The sequence below is a fragment of the Roseobacter sp. MH60115 genome (genome assembly GCF_015644665.1).
Taxonomy (GTDB): Bacteria; Pseudomonadota; Alphaproteobacteria; order Rhodobacterales; family Rhodobacteraceae; genus Roseobacter.
Genome location: NZ_JADOBQ010000002.1, coordinates 44,495 through 61,613 on the forward strand (window position 1 = coordinate 44,495; position 17,119 = coordinate 61,613).

The 17,119-nt window shown below is 53.2% G+C and carries 12 protein-coding genes and 1 tRNA gene; 8 read left to right on the forward strand and 5 right to left on the reverse strand.

Going from position 1 to position 17,119, the window contains the following annotated elements:
* Positions 1 to 89: 89 nt before the first annotated feature.
* From ISX84_RS05860 to ISX84_RS05870, 3 genes are all read right to left on the reverse strand, one after another.
* Positions 90 to 3,974 (reverse strand): hypothetical protein, encoded by a 3,885-nt coding sequence (locus tag ISX84_RS05860; protein ID WP_195819419.1) that lies wholly within the window; start codon positions 3,972 to 3,974, stop codon positions 90 to 92.
* 603 nt (positions 3,975 to 4,577) lie between these two features.
* Positions 4,578 to 7,619 (reverse strand): tetratricopeptide repeat protein, encoded by a 3,042-nt coding sequence (locus tag ISX84_RS05865; RefSeq protein WP_195819420.1) that lies wholly within the window; start codon positions 7,617 to 7,619, stop codon positions 4,578 to 4,580.
* Positions 7,620 to 7,676: 57 nt separating this feature from the next.
* Complete coding sequence (locus tag ISX84_RS05870; protein WP_195819421.1) at positions 7,677 to 7,955, reverse strand: hypothetical protein; 279 nt, start codon at positions 7,953 to 7,955, stop codon at positions 7,677 to 7,679.
* Between the two features lie 194 nt (positions 7,956 to 8,149).
* On the opposite strand from ISX84_RS05870, the gene ISX84_RS05875 reads away from it, so the two are divergent.
* The 8 genes from ISX84_RS05875 to ISX84_RS05910 all read left to right on the forward strand — a co-directional run bounded on the left by ISX84_RS05875 (position 8,150) and on the right by ISX84_RS05910 (position 15,860).
* Positions 8,150 to 8,497 (forward strand): hypothetical protein, encoded by a 348-nt coding sequence (locus ISX84_RS05875; RefSeq protein WP_195819422.1) that lies wholly within the window; start codon positions 8,150 to 8,152, stop codon positions 8,495 to 8,497.
* Positions 8,498 to 8,687: 190 nt separating this feature from the next.
* Complete coding sequence (locus ISX84_RS05880; RefSeq protein WP_195819423.1) at positions 8,688 to 10,025, forward strand: hypothetical protein; 1,338 nt, start codon at positions 8,688 to 8,690, stop codon at positions 10,023 to 10,025.
* Positions 10,018 to 11,190 (forward strand): trypsin-like serine peptidase, encoded by a 1,173-nt coding sequence (locus ISX84_RS05885; RefSeq protein ID WP_195819424.1) that lies wholly within the window; start codon positions 10,018 to 10,020, stop codon positions 11,188 to 11,190. The genes ISX84_RS05880 and ISX84_RS05885 overlap by 8 nt, the downstream gene beginning before the upstream one ends.
* A complete protein-coding gene (locus ISX84_RS05890; protein ID WP_195819425.1) occupies positions 11,187 to 11,507 on the forward strand; it encodes a hypothetical protein in 321 nt (106 codons plus the stop codon). The genes ISX84_RS05885 and ISX84_RS05890 overlap by 4 nt, the downstream gene beginning before the upstream one ends.
* Positions 11,507 to 13,120: a type IV secretory system conjugative DNA transfer family protein gene (locus ISX84_RS05895; protein ID WP_195819426.1), complete on the forward strand. Its 1,614-nt coding sequence runs from the start codon at positions 11,507 to 11,509 to the stop codon at positions 13,118 to 13,120. The genes ISX84_RS05890 and ISX84_RS05895 overlap by 1 nt, the downstream gene beginning before the upstream one ends.
* A gap of 3 nt (positions 13,121 to 13,123) precedes the next feature.
* Positions 13,124 to 13,768, forward strand: coding sequence for a hypothetical protein (locus tag ISX84_RS05900; protein ID WP_195819427.1), 645 nt, complete (start codon positions 13,124 to 13,126; stop codon positions 13,766 to 13,768).
* A gap of 248 nt (positions 13,769 to 14,016) precedes the next feature.
* Positions 14,017 to 14,208, forward strand: coding sequence for a hypothetical protein (locus tag ISX84_RS05905; protein ID WP_195819428.1), 192 nt, complete (start codon positions 14,017 to 14,019; stop codon positions 14,206 to 14,208).
* On the forward strand, positions 14,196 to 15,860 hold the full coding sequence (locus ISX84_RS05910) for a recombinase family protein (RefSeq protein WP_195819429.1): 1,665 nt from the start codon (positions 14,196 to 14,198) through the stop codon (positions 15,858 to 15,860). Before ISX84_RS05905 ends, ISX84_RS05910 begins: the two co-directional genes overlap by 13 nt.
* On the opposite strand, the gene ISX84_RS05915 is transcribed toward ISX84_RS05910, so the two are convergent.
* Together ISX84_RS05915 and ISX84_RS05920 are read right to left on the reverse strand one after the other, a co-directional pair.
* Positions 15,839 to 15,915, reverse strand: a tRNA-Met gene (locus ISX84_RS05915). The two genes, ISX84_RS05910 and ISX84_RS05915, sit on opposite strands and share 22 nt — an antisense overlap.
* A 75-nt stretch (positions 15,916 to 15,990) precedes the next feature.
* Complete coding sequence (locus tag ISX84_RS05920) at positions 15,991 to 16,956, reverse strand: c-type cytochrome (protein ID WP_195819430.1); 966 nt, start codon at positions 16,954 to 16,956, stop codon at positions 15,991 to 15,993.
* Positions 16,957 to 17,119 lie beyond the last annotated feature (163 nt).

Here is a 17,119-nt window from a genome sequence, read left to right on the forward strand (position 1 = left end):
AACGATTCATTCTGGAAGAACATCGACCACCTGCCTGGCCACGGTGGACGCTGCCCTCTGCTTCATCCTCACAGCGCGATAACATTCTATTATTGTCGAAACTCAGCTTCCCGGTTGGCGTCCCTTCGTCGTTCCGCAGAAATCTGATCTTCAAAGCGTATCAAAGTTTGATCTGCCCACCTAAGGACGACTGGATTGACGACAGCAGTCTTGAGGGCATTCAGTTCTTGTCCGACCTTTTCCAGCTTGTTTGCGTATGATCCAGACCACACGCCACTGGTGAGCCGCGACAACACCGGACCCAGCGAATTGGCATCGTCGATATGTTCTTCAATGAAGTCGATGAAGGTGCTCGACCATTCTCGGTTTTCCGCCCCACTTTTGAACAACTCAATCCAATTGAGTATGAAACTTATACGGCCCTGCTTGTCTTCGAGCATCCAAGAAATACAAATTTCGTTGGGAATATCATTTAGGACACCAGCTTGCTCTGGGTTGCCAACGCCGGCGTCGAACAGACCATCCAGGCGACGTTTTTCCCTTGAGTCAATGTTTGCACGCTTGTCATGAAATTTGCTCCAAACCAGTTCTGGTTGGACCGTAATCATACGCCGTAGGGCTTTTTGTGCGTAGTCGTCAAAAGCTAACTGGACGCTGTAATCCTCTATATCTGTGACGTGGAGAATGAACTGCAGAAGGTCTTCATGACCACCTCTGTTCAGCGATCCGGCATCAAACAGCTTTTCTACAAGATTGCACCAATGATACCAATCCATATTGGAGTATTGAGATCGTTCGAAGAGCTGGCGATTGAGAGAAGATTGCATTACCGCTCTGACTATGCGGTCATCTTCGAGAGGTATCCCATGCAAGGCATAGCACAAAAAATCTATCGCCGCCCAAGCACCGGCCTCCTGTCGGTCACACAGCTTGGAAACCAGCTGCTCGATAAGTTCTGGCGCTATCCCGTTTAGAGTGTCGCCAAAGGCAATAGACTGTGTTTTACGTGGCTCAACCGCTCCCCGTTCAACATACTCGATCACCCTTTTCATTAGCGAATTGTCTAAGCCCGCGGCACCAATCAGTTCGATTGCATGAGGTTCGAGTTGCGGAACGCTAAGCGCTTGCTCTAAGCAATCCACTGCTATAGCACTGTCGATTTGGCGGGCACCTGCGATAGTATTGCTGACAAAATTTGGCAACCGCAGCAATTCGGGATCATTTCCTAGTTGGCTAAGGATGTAGTCTAACAGCACTCTTGGGTCGCTGACATGCGCTGAAATTTTCTGCACCGTTATCCACGCCGAATTGAGCTCGCTAGTGATGAATACGTCGATTAGTGGAAAGAAAAACTCTGAATCTTTGGTATTGCGCTCGATAATAGCATCAACCTGTCGACTTGCATATTCGAAATCCGTATCACCATCTCGGTCATACATCACATCAGGATCGTATATGTCTGTCGCCCAACCCGAACTATAGAAAATAAGTAGATCTATATCTGACTCTGGTAAAAGTTCGTCATAGTAGGCGCGAAGCGCAGTTTGGTGTGCCTCTGAGGCGTCCTCACGATCAAAAAAAAGCCAATCATTCACGCCCATTAATGGTTTTGGCCATTTGGGGAAGTGATCGCGCAACCTTGCAACTACGGCTTTTATCTCATCCAGTAATGGCTCGATACGGAACAAACCCCTGAGGTGCGAGCCAATGCTATTTAGAGCGCGTCGAGAGTGTTGCGCGTTGTCACTTAATGCAATGGCTTCAAGTCGCTTGAGTGCCTCACGGTAGTAATTGAAAATATCTTCGTATGTCTCAGGCTCCCAATCATCAAGTGCCTCATCCGCACCTATGACTTCTTGCCCTGCTGATCTGGAAAACTGACCTGTGTCGAGCATCCTGTCCAATGCTTCCAAGCATATTTTTGTCACACGATCATCTGCCATCGACAAGCCTTGATCTAAAACAAGGAGCTTCTCTTGCGGCGTTGCCTCAGTTCCTGAGAGATGCAGCTGATACAGCCCCTCAAACTGTCCCGTCGCATTGTTGCCCCAATGTTCATTTTCCGCAGCGCCAAGTTTGAGCAAAAGTGTTGCGGCTGGAGCGAAAGTTTGCCTTCTGAACACAAGCTTTTCCAACGCCCAAACAGTGTGTCGTCGCCCCGTTTCGAAAAGAAGCAAATCGTCAATAGTCTTATGGCCAATTAGCTGTTCCAGATGCTCCATGGTGGTATCAGGAGCGAGGTGAACAAAACGGTCCAGTAATTTCGATCCGAACTCCGTATCAAGCGCGGCTTCATCTGGGAGCGCTTCATTTATCAGGGCTCTGGCGAAATCTTTAACTTTGCTTGACCATGACATCCAACGGAGGCGGCCAACCATGCGTAGTTTCATCGGTTCGCTTAGATGCCTGAACAGCCGAGCTAGTGTCCCGCTGGGGTTGCTTTCAAGCCACATATTCGTCAATCTCATTGCGAGGGGCACAGGCTGAACCTCCGCATAATCCCCTTTACGAACGACCACACCACGGTCGACGAAACCCATCAAATCTCCAAATATTGTTGATGCCTCACGTCCGGCAAAAGCAGCTAATTCAGCAAGTTCACTTTCAAATTCTTCTTCCAAGCCAACAAGTGTAAAAAGACTTAAGAGTTGTAAGCTCTCAAAGGCCGCCGAGTTTTCTTCTTTGTCGCCCCACACAATGCGGGAAACAAGTGCTTCAACAGAACTAAGCCCAGCATCACCATCTTCCAAAGCTCTTGCTGCATGTACGGCCATCCGCGGAAAACCTTGTGCAAGATCTCGTACAAGAGAAGCGTTCGAACCTTTCGCTTTTTCATGAACTGCGCCAGCGATATCGCATATGAGTTGGTCAGATGCGGGATTCAATTGAACAATCAAGTTTCTGCGTGCAGCTACAGCTTTTGTTTCTACCCCTATTGTTATCGCTAAGCACTTGGACTCCTGACGATGGACCATCTCACTCAATCGCGTATGAATTGAATCTGGGCAGTCGTCCACAATAAGTAAGGCACGCGACCCACTATCTGCCATCTCACGCGCAATATTCAAAACAAGTTCTTTTACATCGTCATAGTGGCAAAAAACGATCTGGTTTACGTCAAGAGCGTCGTGAATTCCGTGATCCCGGTTTATAAGTTCAAAAGCAAATCTAGTTTTGCCAAAACCAGAGGGACCAATGATACGAACCGCCTGTCCCTTACTTTCGAAAAAATCGGCAATAAGCTGCCTCATACCCTGCAGGTTTTTTTCTTCACCGACGTCGGGTTTCTCGTTCTTCCAAGTCCGTACTTCGGATCCCTTGGCGACAAATCTCGTGCCTTCAGCATCTTGATAAGGGATATCGACAATATCTGGCGCTTTGGACCAATCCTCATGTGTTTGAAATCCGCCGAGAAAGGCCTCTCTTAGAAGTGAGTTTAACCAAAGAGCTATTGATGGATGTGTATTCACCCATTCTGCAAGCTTATTGCAGTCGTAAATATCAATTTCTGCTAAGCGTGCTGGATCATTCCCGGCTTCTTCAATTCCTTGACGGATTGCGTTGATGCGATCATCGCGTTTAGTACCAACAACTGCGGTTGCTGTTACGACGATGTAAGAACCACTATTCTCAATAGCCTGTGAGAGTGCTTCGTTGAGTACGCGAGTCTCGCCCGCTTTCTGTGAGGCCTTTGTCCAAGTTTCCTTTTTCAGGACGCTCGGTGTGATCGCGCCTCGCTTGCTCTGAAAAATCGTATATCGGCACGGCAACCAATCAGTCTGGTTCGTGCCACCAGACCATGTTACGCGACCGTCCTCACCTCCATCCGCAATCGTGATTTGCGCAGGGACACTTCCGGAGCGCAGTGGTATGTGGTGCTTAAGGAGCTCAGCATGAACCAGCCGACGAAGAAGTGAGACAATCTGGTTGGCGTCTAGCCTCTCAACTTGGCTTGCGCTGACTTCAAAAATCATAGGTGTTGCTCACTTCTACGCTCGTTTTGGATTCCGACATATAGGCTCTGTTGCAAGAACCACTCGAAAAATGTGCAGGGGGAATATCCTGCCACCAAATGTGATTTTGGACAACCTTTTGTAATTGATGTCCAAAAGGCTCCGCTCATTGCTGCTTCGGGGCTTCAGCCGAATCAGATCTTATGAACAATGGTACACATCGCTCTACTGAATCGGTGTGGGGAGCACCTCCAAAGCAGGGACACAAGAACCAGCAATTCATCAGCGGGATGAAACGGGGCGCAGCTCCTTTCCAAGATGTATGGCGTATTACGCCATACACAGCTTGCCTAAAGCACCTTTTGCCTAAAGCACCTTTTGGCAGGATCGCCACGCACTATCCCGATGGCGTCACCAGCCCGTCATCGTGACAGAGCCGGAAAAATCCAGCTTCCGACGGTCCGGCAGTGGAGAGCAGTGCACACTTGTTCGGGTGTGGTAGCGCCCAACTCGCCTAAAATGCACTTGGTACAGATCTCGCCAGTCTCAGACTCAAAGACCAACAAGAAAGCGAACTCTACTTCAGATTAGCAAATTTGTCCGCTTCCGAAACGGCGCGACGTATTAGGGATAGGGATACAGAGCTTTAAATGGTGCCGCTCTAAATAGTAGTTCATCCTGTCCTAACCCAGGTTGGAAAACAGAAGCATGCGTGATCGGATAAGCACGTCTTACGCCATTGCACCTTTGATTCATCGAGTAACTATCCAAGTCTAGCTCTAAGAAGTTACCTGAGCCTAAGATATCAAAAAAGACAGTTGTTGTTACTTCGAACAACCCGTCTTTAGGAGCGGCTCCATCTGCACGAAGCAGTAAGCTCAATGCCACAACAACTTTTCTGCGCAAACCAGATCGCCGAATATTCGAGACTAGCTCGACCACTTCATTGAGATCAACCTCACGATGGCAGCCTTCCGATAAGACGCGTGCCAGCCGAATTTTTGCATCGTCTCGCACAGAAGCAGCTTTTCTGTACCATGACTCAGCTTCTGTAAGATCTTTACCAACTCCGTCAACACCGTAATCAAATGACAAACCCAAGATGTAACTAATTGTTGGATTTGATTGTATTCTTGATTTTCGTTTCAGCTCATCTGCCCAGTCCCGCGTCGGTGGGGCGCTGGAAGAATGCTGGTGCAAGTATTTCCAAGCCTCGAGAGAGCCTTGGCTGGTTGCTCGGCGCAACCAATTCACCCTTTCTACAATTGGCAGTTCAAACTGCTTGTCTATTTCGCTGTTTCCAAAAAGACCGCGCCCGAGCTTGATCATTGCATCAAGTGATCCGGCTTCGGCAGCAATTACGTGCAAGTCGCGATATTCCACGGGGTTTTCAAGCGCTCGCACAGTTTCTCCTGCAAAAACAGATGAGCGAAGCCGCCGAAGATGCTCGATAGCGTCACTGTTGCCAGTCTCTATGTAGCGGAGAAGCACTTTTTCTAGATGGCTATAGCTCTTCCCCCAAGACTCGAGGCGCTCCAGATCAGAGAACAAAAGCGTGAGGCACCTTGGTGCGTGAACACTCAACCCAGCGGCCAATAGTTCATCGAAATCACTCAAGTGGGCGGCCCCATCAAGCTCTAGCTGAGCAGCTACATAATTGCATGCAGCCCGGTTGTATCCCTCACGCTCGAAGGCTTCCAGATACCAGTGGGCTGCCTCGCTCACATCGCGCTCAACCAGTCGACCTTGCCCAAAGCGTGATCCGTCAAAGACACTACCAACGTTGTTGGTGACCCAAAAGTCGCCCCGCTCACCTGCCGTTCTGAGCATTTCCATTCCACGTACAGGATCTGTTGGGGTTTCGTTCTGATCCAAAAGGATCAGAGAAAATCTCCATTGCGCATATGGGTCGCCTCGAGCGACCCCACGCCGAAGCAGTTCAATTGCTTCTGTTTTTGTTCGATCGGCCAGGCGACCGTCCAAAATCATAGCAGCTAGCCGGTATGCAGCTCTCCCATGACCGCGATCAGAGGCAATTTGATAGTGCCTAGCGGCGATCTGTGTTCTCGACGGCAAATTTGGATCGTGTTCAGCACGAAATGCCAACTGAGCCTGCGTCCAACTGCCACCGGTATCGGCGGCTAGGGCAAAAAGCCTATCAAGCTCTGACTGCACTTCGCCGCTATTTAACTTCTCCAGCAACTCGGCGAGTTCAAAAGCAGCATCTCCATTGCCTTGAGCTACCGCGTCTTCGAGCAATTCACGGGCCCGGGTGGTGTTTATTTCTAGGTATTCTCCGGATATCAAGTGTTCGGCAAAGCGGATCATCACAACTGTTTGCTTGTCTTTGACACCTTCCTCCAAGAGAGACAAACCCTCTGCAACTCTTCCGTTTTCGAAGTACAAAAGAGCTAAGTTTGTCCGACCGGCTGCGACGCCACCCAACAAGGCCTGCTCATATGCTTGCTCCGCCTTGATCGTGTCGACTTCGACGTGCCCAAATGCCCCGTGGTGATATAGATTTCCAAGATTGTTTGTCGCGTGCGCATTTCCAAGGTCACTGGCCTCTTGATAGTAGCGAAGTGCGAGCATTGGGTTGTATGGCTTCAGAAAGCCATGCTCATACATTTGGCCGATAGAGTTTAACGCACCCGCATTCTTATTGGCGGCGAGTGCCTCATATATTGAAAGTGCCTCATCAGGATCGAACACTGATCCAACGCCTTCACTGAGCGCAAAGGCGTAGGCTTGCGAGGCAAGCTCGTAGCCCTGATCGTGTGATTGGGCGAGCAAAGCCAGACCTTTGTCTTGATCCTTCTGAACGTTGACACCCAGAAGATGCGCCATACCGAGGGCATATTGCGCTCGTGCGCCTCCTTTGACAGCCTCCCGCGTTAGCATCAAAAACCCTGACTGTACGGTCAAATCACCAATGAAAGTCCGATCTGGTTCATCAAATCTGGCGTGTATTGTGACTCCTGGTGGCAGATCGGTTCCTGACAATCGCTCTGCGAGAGAAACTCGGGGACTTGCGAATGCAGGGAAGCTTACAAAAGCAAATGCTCCGATGCCGAGCGCACAGAGACTAATAGCGCAAGAAGCCCAAAGCCACCGCTTGCGCGAATTTTTTGCCTCAGTGTCGCCTGCATGATGATCATCGTGATGCGGCAGATTAAATGGCGACGTGGTTTCGACACCATCCGCTCTCTTGCCAGATGAGATCGCTTCGTTTGCTACACTTTTGCCGCCGATACTCGGTACGTCCAAAGACTCGCCAACCTTGGTTGGCAAGCCTAAAAGCTTCAAAAACTCCTTGGCTATTTGCGGCATATCAATTGGAGCTACACGCCCAAGGCTTCTCGAAGTTTCTAAAAACTCGAAGGCTCTCTCAAACTCAGCGATCTGATCATTCCTCTTTACGAGGGATTCTTCATCGCGGCACACTATTTCAGCGATCCGCTTAACTCTTTTAGGAATGATCGGTGCATCGCCTCTGAGCCACCTACTGATGGTTGCAGGTACGACGTCTAGATACTCCTCGTCCCCGAACGTCTGCTGTTGGGATGCCTTTGTCGCAACGGCTAAGTGGAAACAGACAAATTTGCCTTCTAGCACGAACTCTGGCTTGAAAGCCCAATTGTATCGCCTCGCCAATTCTCTCTGCATGCAACAACCAAGATAAAAAAACTCTGATGATCCAAGCTAAAAAGCGGCACGGACCACTTAGTTATCGCCAAAATCTCGCCGAGGGTCGAGTCCTGCCTTTGGTTCTGCCTCCAGGCTAGAGTGAACATCACGCTTGCCGCGCTGATAGCCGTGTTCGAAGTCTTCACTGAAGCTCGCTAGACCACCCGATGTGAAGTTTCGATAAGCTTCAGATATGAACCGAATCTTTTCCATTATCTCTAAATTATCCGGATCTTCGGTAAGATCATGCTCAAATAGTGCCAGGTGCGTTCCGAGCACTTCACCAATACTGTCTCTTCGCTCAAACCTTGCCATATACCTCCATGCTGTTAGTTAGCTTTAATTATCGCATAACATACTGAAAATAGTCAAATTTCATCTTTTGAAATTTCATGAAACGATAGGGAAATTTCATAGAATGACCGAGGAGGTGCTATGAAATTTCCTTTGTGGGACAATCCCGAGATCGGCTGCCAACGTGGGTTCACCAACAACCGATGGAGGCCCAAATGCCCAATAATACGAAAGAGTTTTTGCTCGAGCTAACCGAGGTCGTAGCAAACGATGTAATCTTCAAACGTGCGCAGTTGATCTTTCGCAACTTACCGATAACCGACCGCGCCCTTCCTGATTTGATCCAGGACTTGTTACGTGATCTTGACGGTGATGGCGTCGAGCTCTGGAAACCGAAAGAGTTCGTGCCGTATCCGCTTATTGATAATGTCTGGGCTGGTGACGAACGTTACTTACGCAAGTTCCTTGCTCTCGATCGGTGCAAATATCCTGAACGGGACAAATTTTTGTTCCTGTTCCTGAAAATTCGCTACCCAAACCTCTACCGACATCTCATCCGGTAACCTCTCCACGCCGCTGTCCAATTGGGCAGCGGCGCGGCCATCCCACCTTGGCTCTAATAACGCGCTAAGCTGAGTCTCAGGTCTGACGCTCAGACAAATCGGCGGCGTCTTCGGCCCATCCACCCAATCCATCTCACGGAGTTCTCTCCACGCGGCTTTGCCGCGCCAACAGACATGGGAGTCTACCATAATGAACAATACTGAATTCTCGCAACTTTGGGGGTCCTTGTGGCTCTACCGATTGGCGGTCTGGTTCGACTCAGTCGCCAAGCCCGGCCTTGCTGGTCTGGCAATCATATCGGCAGGCACAGCCGTCATTGGATTTGCCAGTCAGTTCGACAATCCCGACCTCGGGATCTACCTCCGCTGCACTGCCATTGGCTTTGCGTTGTGGCTCATCGCCCGCACCTTCTGGGCAGGGGCATGGATGTTGCCCGCGTTTGAGACGAAGCAACCGTTGCTCATCTACGCAGGTGTTACGGCGGTTGGTTTTTTGATGTTTGCCACAGTCTCGGTGCTGGGCAGCCTGAGCGCCACAGGCGGCGACATCAGCCGGGGGCTGACGCAGAAGCAAACGATCAATCAACTGGAGAGCAGAGGGCAGCAATTTGTCCTCTACGTCGGCGAGATTGCGGTCCCGCAGGCCAGTCTTCTGGATCGCGCAGAACAGGCCTTCGACTTCGAGCGCGCCGAAATCGCGGGACAAGGCCCGACAGGTGTGCCGGGGACAGGATCAGTTTCGAACTCCTTTGGGGCGTCTGGACGGGCCTACGTGCAGGCGGCGCAGCTTCTAGGCACGACACTGACGCACGCAGAAGGCAATGTTGTCAACTTTGAAAGCGCCATCGCTGATGCCCGCGCCGTTCAGATTGATGCATCCCTGTCATCGTCCGAACGCGACGCACAGCTCCAGACCCTAGCAGGCCGCGCGATCTCCGAGATGCGCGCACTGCTGGCACTGAACCCGGCCCGTTCCATCCGTGCAGCGGCAACCAAAATTGCTCAGGGTGTCCCGCAGCAAAGCCGCGCCAATACGCAATCGCAGGCACGGCTTGACGAGATCTCAGCCTCCATGCGGGCCTTCGCGCGGGTTCTCGATGGTGAGGCGGATCGGATCACAGCACTCACGCCAGAACTGCCGGAACAGACGTCTCTCAGCCCAGCAGAGCGGCTGATCCAGACCATGTGGCGCATGCCGGGCTTCACGATGGCTGCGATCCTCTTGGACGCCTGCGGGTTTATCGCCATCGGCTTTCGGATTGCGATTTACCGCACTCTGAAGGTCAAAATCGAAGAAGAGAATGCGCGTCCGGTTCCGGCTTACGTGACACTGGAGGACTTCTGGCGCGTCGAAGAGTTCGTCAAGCGCGCCGAGGAAGCCAAGAAGGCAATCGAATCTGCAAAAGGGACTGCGAAGCGCGGTCGTCCGCGTGTGACGCAGCAAAAAGCCCTCCCGAAGGCGGCGAGTCCAAAGGCGTCCAATACAAACCGCAAGCCTGTCAAGCGCGGAGGTGTGTCCAATGGCTAAGCTGTTCTCTATTCTGAACGCATGGCCTGCACTGATCGCTTCGGCGATCAGTGCAGCTATGATCTTCAGCACCGCTGCGGAACAGGTAGTTTTGCCGGATTGGCTGATCGACACATTTGCCCAAGGTCCTACGCTAACGGACGATCCGGTGCCACCTGCGCCAGAACCAGAACGCAAGCATGCGGTGCCCTACGCGCCCGCGCCCGGTCGGGATGATCGTACGCCGATTGAGTTTATCAGCCATGTGTTTGAGCTGTACGACCCCAAGCTGACGTCAAAGCTGTCGGGTGTCGGGCCAGTCTATTGGGATCACGCTACGCGTGGGACAGGAGCGCTTATCGCGCGGGATTTGGTGCTCACCACTGGTCACCTGTTTGCTGAGGACGGTAAATGGGACGGGCCATTTGGCCCGACCAACAAACCGCCCGCTCCGTCGGACGGGCGCATCTACATCGCGGCGTGCGAACGCACCTATGATTTTAGGTCCATTCACCTCGGCAGCCTTGCCCCACGCAAAAGGCTAGGACTGGACTACGCAATCGCAGAATTGAGCGAGCCCGCCTGCGCCGCAGCAACACCACTTCCGCTCGCGCATACACCGGATGATTTGGTCGGTGCCGAGGAGCAAATTTTATTTAACATGGGTGCTTACCCAATCGAAGAAGTGGAGCGCTATGCCACGCACCCGCTCTTTGCGGAGCGTCTGAAGGAAAGCAGTCAGTTTAGTCGCCAAACGGTCTTCGGAGTTAGCTGTACTGCGGCGGGCCGTCGTGACACCGGAGACGTGGCGGAAGGATCAACTGCGGTCATCGAGACAGAAGGCTGTGACGGTGTGCCCGGCGGATCGGGGGGGCCTCTTCTGGTCTCGCGCGATGGCGGGGCGGGATACAGCATCATCGGTGTTGCCAACAGCTATCGCCCGGACACCGAGTACAACAATTACACCCGCATCGAAGGCGCGTTTGCCAAACACCTCGGCGCGTTTGTCGAACTGGCGGAGCTGCCTGCGGCCATCGGATCGTCTGCAATTGCCTCCACATCAGACATCGCTGGGCCTTGGTTGCCGATGGCCTCGGACGGCCCCGTCGCCGTTCCATCCCACATCGCAAAACCGAATCCTCTAGTGCTGGAGACGGTGTTGCAATCAGGGGAGACGCATCAATGAACTTTTTTGGAGGTATGTTTGGCGGGGGCGGCAAGCCCCCAAGCCCATTGATCGCGAGCAGTGGCAAGTGGCTGGCGACCTGCATCGGCATCTATGCGGCGATCTTCTGGGTCCCGGATGTCTGGATGGCCTGGGAGGACACAATCGTGCGGGCCATCCTTGCGCGGTACGAGGGGACAGCGGCGGCGATTATTTACTGGCTGCTGAAGATCGCGGCCTATCCGCTGATGTTCTTTGCCGTAAAGATGGCCCTCGGCATCGGGTTCCTGTCCTTTGTCATGAGCATCATGCTGAACCTCTTTGGTGGTAAACGGTGATGCGCGGGAACAATGCTGATGATCGCTTCGGCTCCAGCAATTGGGCGCGCGGGCATCATTTGGCGTCGGCGGGACTGTTCGACCAGCACCAAACGTCAATCTTCGTGGGCTATTTCAAAGGGCGGCGGGTCTACTTCCATGGACCCGCCGGAATGACCATAACGGCAGGCGCGCGGGCGGGTAAAATGCGGGATGTGATTGCCCGCAACCTACTGTCCGGCACCTGCCAGCATTCGATCATCTTTCTCGATCTGAAGGGCGAAGGGGCTTACATCTCGCAGGACCAGACCCGCGACGGAAAGTATCTGGGCTTTTGGAACCCGGCGGGTCTGCACGGCTTGCCGCAGGACCGGATCAACTTTCTCGCCCACATGCATATCGACAGCCCGACACTGGTGTCGGACGTGAAGGTCTTCTGGGAGAACCTGATCGCGCCCGGAAATAACTTTGGTTCCTCATACTTCAAAGACCGCGCGCGCGAGTTCGGTGAAGCATTGTCCCTTGCGATCTGCGAATGCGGTGAGGAGCTAAGCTTCCCACGGCTCTATGAAGCGATCAATCTCATTCCCGGTGGGGGCGACCGGTGGCAGGACTTTGCCTTCCACATGTCTAAATCCCGTTTTCCTAATGTGCGCAGCATCGAAGAAGAGATCGCCGAAGGGCGTGGCCAGAGCGGTGATGGCTTTCGTGGTATTTTAGGGGAGCTTTTCCGAGCAACCGCCTGCCTCTCTGATCCTATTCTGATGGCGTCCGTCTCGCCGCCTTACACCCTCGCGATGCAGGATATCGTGACCGGCGAACAGCCATGGCAGTTCTACCTGATGCCCCCCGCCGAGTTCGTGCAGTCTTGGTCACCCGTCATCAAATCTGCCTTCGTCTCTGCGATGCTGCTCAAAAGTCGCGCGCCAACCGCCCGCCGTATCACCTTCTTTCTGGACGAATGCGGCCAGTTAGGGGGCGAGAATGGATTTCCACTTGTGCCGCGTCTGTTCACATACGGCGCAGGGATCGGCATCCAGCCGGTCGCGGTGTTCCAGTCCAACGGTCAGATGAAAGGCCTTGGTCCGGGTGCGAAAGAGCTGATCCAATCCAGCAGTGCGGCCACCCTTATGTTCGCAATGCGCGGCGATGTCGAAAGCTGTCAGGACTGCGTTGCCCGTCTCGGGACCCAAACGCTCAAATACGATGACACGCTGGCCCAGCAACGCGCCGCACACCAGCGCAATCAAGCCCTGCAATCGCTGATCCAGGGCGGCGATCCGCTGCAAGCCGCCTTCACCATGGCGCAAAGCGGTTTTGAAGAGACGCATCAGACGAAACAGGGACGCCCTCTCCGCACCATGGACGAGGCTATGAACATGCCGAGCGACCGGGCATACTTCTTCCACGAAGACGTGCCGTTTCCGATTGAGCTGGAGCGGAGCCCTTATTGGCAATCCCGCGATCTCGCCGGGCTGTACCATCCCAATCCATACCACCCTCCGATTGACCGCGTGAACGTGCAAACCCGTTGGGGGCAGCGCATGCGCCGCGTCATCACCGAACCCGTGCCGGATTACTACGCCCACCTGCCGCAGTATCGGTGCGGTACGTGGTCCTACGTGGAGATGTAGCCAATGACCAAACGTGAACCCATCACCTACGCGGATTCTGTGCCGGACTTGCCGGAGAGCGGTTTTGCCAAGCGCATGAAAGAAATGCGGATCGCGCGTCTCTTTGCTGAACGGAGTGCGGCGAACCAAAACGCCCAGGGAAAAACCCAGCAACGGGGGCCATCCCACACGCCTGAAAAATCGATGGTAGAGAAAGACCGTCCCCATCCTGCACCGCGTCCGTCACCGGGTCTCGCCGCTGAGGTCGATGCCGCGAGCTTTGACGCGCGGTGGGAGGCCGAGCGCCAGCGCCACACACAATCGTATTCACCCCAACCTCAAACAGGAGAAACTGCCATGTCTGACGACACAGAAAGCACCCGCCGCCCGGAAGAGACCCTTCGTGAGGGTTCGTTGAAAGCCGCCATCTGGCGCAACGAAGGCGAACACGGGGCCTATCATTCCGTCATTGTCGCCCGCACCTACAAGGACCGCGAGGGCAATCTGCAGGATACGCAAAGCTTCCGCGCCAAGGATATGCTGGGGCTGTCCGAGCTTGCTCGGCAAACCCACCACACCGTCCAAGATCGTGACCGCGAACTCTTCAAGGAACGTCGCCAGAGCCAGCAAGCGCAGGCTCAATCGCGTGGTCGAGGCCACAGCCGGTAAGCACCAGCATGGGCGCGATACGCGTCCATGCGCCACAGAAATAGGAAAATAATCCTTGCCAGATAACAACTTACGTGTTTTTATGTTCCTCTTTTGTTCTCAAGCAATAGGAGCAAACAACCGACTAGAAAGGACCAATATGCCCACAACACCACCCACCCCACCGCCAAAGGATACATTACTGCACTCAAGCCTCCAATCGCTTGTGGATAAATCCGCATCCGGCCAAATTGTTTGAGGTGCTGAGTATGAACAATGATGTAAAATGGGATAATCAGAATAGAAAACTGGCTCCAAGATTGGGCAAAAAGCGCGGTGACCTGCGCGGCATTGTACGCTTCCTTGCACACCGTGCCGCCGAGCGGACTTGGAAGTCCATGCAGCAATCAGAGAACGGGCCGCAACAAAAGCAAGGAGAAAGCCAAGGATGCGAGCAGTAATTTATGCACGGTATTCGAGTGACATGCAGTCTGAGGCATCTATCGAGGACCAAGTACGCCTGTGTGAATTGCGCGCCAAAGCAGCAGGGCATCTCACCATTGAGACATATGCGGATCACGGTATTTCTGGTGCGTCCACCCTCCTGCGGCCAGGCGTGCAAAGGTTAATGCAAGATGCCATGGCCGGAAAATTCGATTTTGTTTACGCAGAAGCGCTGGACCGCATGAGCCGTGATCAGGAAGATATTGCCGCGATCTATAAGCGGCTATCGTTCGCGGATGTTCAGATCATTACCCTTTCAGAAGGCGAGATTTCAGAGCTTCATATCGGCTTGAAAGGCACGATGAATGCTCTCTTCCTAAAAGACCTTGCCCAAAAGACCCATCGCGGATTGCGCGGGCGGGTCGAAGCTGGACGGTCGGGCGGCGGGAACGCCTTTGGCTATGATGTCGTCAAGAATGAAGAGGATAAAGGTCAGCGCGTGATCAACGGCACCGAGGCTGCCGTCGTTCAGCGCATCTTTGATGACTATCTCGCCGGGATATCACCGAAGAAGATTGCCTTTGCGCTCAATAGCGAAGGTATTGCAGCCCCGACTGCCCGCCATTGGGGCCCAAGCACAATCTATGGTAACCGCGAACGTGGCACCGGCATTCTCAATAATGAACTCTACAACGGACGGATGGTGTGGAACCGTCTGCGCTATGCAAAGAATCCAGAGACGGGGAAACGCGTCTCGCGGCTCAACCCGGAATCCGAGTGGATCGTGAAAGACGTGCCCGATCTGCGGATTATTGATCAGGCGACCTGGGACGCCGTCAAACAAAAGCAGGGGGGTATCAATAAGAAGGCGCAGTCCGGTTTTTGGAACGCGCGTCGTCCCAAAAACCTGTTCTCCTACCTGATCAAATGCGGTGAGTGCGGCGGTGGGTGTTCCTCCGTCAATGCCACACAAATCGGGTGTTCCAGTGCCCGCAACAAAGGCACGTGTGGCAACAAGCTGACAATCAGCCGCAACTACCTTGAAGAAGATATCCTTGGCGCACTGCAGGGCCAGCTAATGGACCCGGAGCTCTGCGCCCTGTTCTGCAAAGAGTACACCGACCATCTGAACCGGCTGCGGCGTACGCGCATCGATGCCACCGCAACCCACCGTAAAGAGCTCGCCAAGCTGGAACGTGAACGCGTTCGCATTGTCGATGCCATCAAGGACGGTCTTCCGGCTGACATGGTTCGTGACGATGCACAGCGGATTTCGACGCGTATGGAGGTCTTGAAGCGGGAACTTGAGAGCGAAAGCGCCCCAGCTCCAATTCTACATCCCGCGATGGCAGACATGTACACACGTGAAGTTCAAAAACTGATCAAGACACTGAACGAGGGCGAGCACCGCGAGGAGGCTGCAGGATTGATTCGTAAACTTATCGATAAGATAGTGCTGACACCTGATGCGACAGGGTCGCGGCTCACGGTCAACTTAGAAGGCGATTTGGCAGGTATCTTGGCGATGTCAGTAGGCGAACAACCTGCAGAACGCTCTATCCACGCTGATTTGGATGTTCTGAAGGTTTTGGCGGAATCTAACCACCAGCACCCTGAGCTAGCTGCTCAAGGGGTAGTAGGAATAAGTGGTTGCGGGAGTAGGATTTGAACCTACGACCTTCAGGTTATGAGCCTGACGAGCTACCGGGCTGCTCCATCCCGCGACAGTTTCCGTTCGCATCTATTATGGCTCGCACGTAGGGAGTTCAAGCGGATTCATGGAATTTTTTAAGGTTTTCTTACTTGTTTGTTACATCAAGCAGGTAGGCAATCACATTGTTCAGGTCTTCTTCCGTTTTCAGACCGGAAAAGGCCATAGAAGTCCCTTTCAAATAGTCTTTGGGTTTCGCGAGGAAGCCCATAAGTGTCTCTGCGTCCCAGACGATGCCGGAAGCGGCCATCGCTTCGGAGTAGGCAAAACCATCCAGATCTCCTGCTTTACGGCCCATCACGCGATGGAGGCTTGGGCCCGCGCCGTTTCTGTCTTCTTTCAAGCTGTGGCATGCCTTGCATTTGCGAAATACTTTCTCGCCTGCCTCTACATCGCCAGCGACCTGCGTCGTCAGTATAGGGGCAGGGGCGGCAGGTGCCGCCTCTGCTTTTTGGTTGTCCGCGTTGAAAATCAGGCGTAGGGTCACTGGTGATGTGCGTGTAATGCCGGGCAGATCCGCCAATTCCATCAACTTGGTGACACCGGCGTCGATGCCTGCATCTTTGGTACTCAGAAACAACATGTCATTGGTTGTCACCATGACCGCGGCTTCCGAAAGGCGAGCAACGAACATCTCCGTCTCGATGTCGACATTGATCCCAACCAGAGAGAGGACGCCCTGGACGTCAATGACCGTTGTCTCACCAATGGCCAGCCCGCCGACTTCGCTCATGTCGATCATCGCGTCCAGAGTTGCCGTCGGAGCGTTTTGAAAAACATGCTCAACCATCCGTTCATTGCGAATATCGATATTGGTCTGAACAGAGTTCAACGCGATCTCGATGCTTGCTGCCCCGTCGGGCATCACGGTGCCGGACAGTGTCTCGAAACTGTGCACCTCCCCAACAGTGTCCTTCTTGATGGATCCAAATGCGACTTTCGATGTCGTGCCATCCAATGTCCACGACGTTGCGGTGTGCCCATCGGCAAGTGCAGTCGTCGCAAGACCAAGCGAGCAAAGACCGATCAGCGCATTTTTAATTGTATAGATCATAAATTCTCCTCCTGTTGACGGTCGCAACCAAGGCAACCGCATATCGAGAGAACACGCAGTGACGGAGAATTATTCAGATATGGCCTACCACCGAGGGTGAGCGCCCGGAGAACCGCTGCATCAAAGGCTGTCTAAAATATCCAGGGCGGTACATTTGATCATT